This window comes from Mesorhizobium sp. M7A.F.Ca.CA.002.05.1.1, from assembly GCF_003998335.1.
Lineage (GTDB): Bacteria > Pseudomonadota > Alphaproteobacteria > Rhizobiales > Rhizobiaceae > Mesorhizobium.
This window is the reverse complement of the sequence record NZ_RZQI01001088.1, coordinates 1-1,772: the sequence shown is the minus strand read 5'-3', so window position 1 is coordinate 1,772 and position 1,772 is coordinate 1. Positions and strand designations below refer to the sequence as shown.

General features: G+C 61.9%; 2 protein-coding genes and 1 pseudogene. 2 read left to right on the top strand and 1 reads right to left on the bottom strand.

All coding sequences use genetic code 11. From position 1 onward, the window contains the following. Positions 1 to 558: aminotransferase class I/II-fold pyridoxal phosphate-dependent enzyme (locus EN939_RS32770; RefSeq protein WP_127271650.1), on the top strand; the 558-nt coding region annotated here is incomplete at its 5' end. Positions 559 to 698: 140 nt separating this feature from the next. After that, positions 699 to 1,523: a nucleoside triphosphate pyrophosphohydrolase gene (gene mazG, locus EN939_RS32765; RefSeq protein WP_127271649.1), complete on the top strand. Its 825-nt coding sequence runs from the start codon at positions 699 to 701 to the stop codon at positions 1,521 to 1,523. A 63-nt stretch (positions 1,524 to 1,586) separates the two neighbouring features. Here the strand turns inward: mazG and EN939_RS32760 are convergent. Beyond that, positions 1,587 to 1,772: pseudogene (locus EN939_RS32760) on the bottom strand (GTPase HflX); the annotation flags it as partial.

Sequence of the window (1,772 nt, the reverse complement as noted above, 5' to 3'; positions counted from 1 at the left end):
GCCTATCAGGGCTTTGGCGATGGCCTCGAGGCCGATGCCCTCGGCTTGCGCCTGCTGGCGGCAAAAATTCCGGAAATGGTCGTCGCCTCGAGCTGCTCGAAGAATTTTGCTGTCTACCGCGACCGCGTCGGCGCGGCGATGATCCTGGCCAGGGACGGCGCACAGGCGGATGTGGCGATGAGCCAGATGCTGTCGGCGGCGCGCGCCATGTATTCGATGCCGCCGGACCACGGTGCGGCGGCCGTGCGCATCGTGCTCGAAGATGCCGCCTTGCGCGCCGACTGGGAAGCCGAACTTGAAGAGATGCGGCTGCGCATGCTCAGGCTACGCGTGCAGTTCGCCGAGGCGCTGCGCCGGCAGTCGAATTCCGACCGTTTCGATTTCGTCGCCAGCCATCGCGGCATGTTCTCCCGCCTTGGGCTCACGGAAGCGCAGGTCGAGCGACTGCGTGCCGAGCACGGCGTCTACATGGTCGGCGACAGCCGCATCAATGTCGCCGGCCTGCCCGAGGACGGCATGGACGAACTCGCCAAGGCGATCGTTTCGGTTCTTGATTGACGCGGCTTGTCTGTGGACAAGGCTTCCGCGCCGGCTGACAGCGTTAGCCGCGCGGCCGGTCGCGGGATAGCATCCGATAGACTGTTTTGACGCAATTCCGGACAGAAAACCGTTTCACACTTTTCCTGGAATAGCTCTAGATGACGCCATCGAAAGACATTTCGCGCCTGATCGAGATCATGGCGGCGCTACGGGCGCCGAAGACCGGCTGTCCCTGGGACATCGAACAGGATTTCTCGACCATCGCCCCCTACACGATTGAGGAAGCCTATGAGGTGGCGGACGCCATCGCGCGCGGCGCCCTTGACGATCTGCGCGACGAGCTCGGCGACCTTCTGCTGCAGGTTGTCTATCACGCGCAGATGGCCGAGGAGGCCGGTGAATTCGCCTTCCCGGATGTGGTGCAAGCCATCACGACGAAGATGATCCGCCGCCATCCGCATGTCTTCGGCGACGAGAAAGCCCGCAACGCCGGCATGGCCAAGGGCATGTGGGAAGAGATCAAGGCCGAAGAGAAGGCGGAGAAACGAAGCGCCCGCCTCGCGCGTGGTCTCGATCCCGAAGACAACGGCAAGGGGTTTCTGGACAGCGTGCCGGTCGCCCTGCCCGCACTGACCCGGGCGCTGAAACTTCAGGAGAAGGCCGCCCGCGTCGGTTTCGACTGGAGCGAGGCGGCGCCCATCCTCGACAAGATCGAGGAAGAGATCGGCGAATTGCGCGAGGCGCTGGCAAAGGGCGACACCGCCTCGATCAAGGACGAGCTCGGCGACATGCTGTTTGCCGTCGTCAATCTCGGCCGTCATCTCAAGCTCGATTCCGAAGCAGCGCTGAGCGGCACCAACGAAAAATTCCGCTCGCGCTTCCACTATGTCGAACAAGCTCTGGAAAAATCCGGCAGCACGCTGGAAAAGGCTGATCTGGCCGAGATGGAAGCGCTCTGGCAGGAAGCAAAGACCGCGAAGTAATCTCTCTTTCGGGCAATTCCGGACGGAAAACCGCTATACACTTTTTCCTGGAATTGCTCCGGATTACCCGTTGTTTTTACGACGCAATCTGCTTTCGATCTCTTCGCGGGCGCTTTGCGTGGCCTTGAGCGAGATGGTGGCGCTGCCGTCATCATTGTCGCTTCGCGAAACGACATCGCCATTGCGGTAAAGCCAGTCGACAAGGCCGAACTGGGCCGGCTCGATCGTCACGGTGAGGTCTTCGAGTTC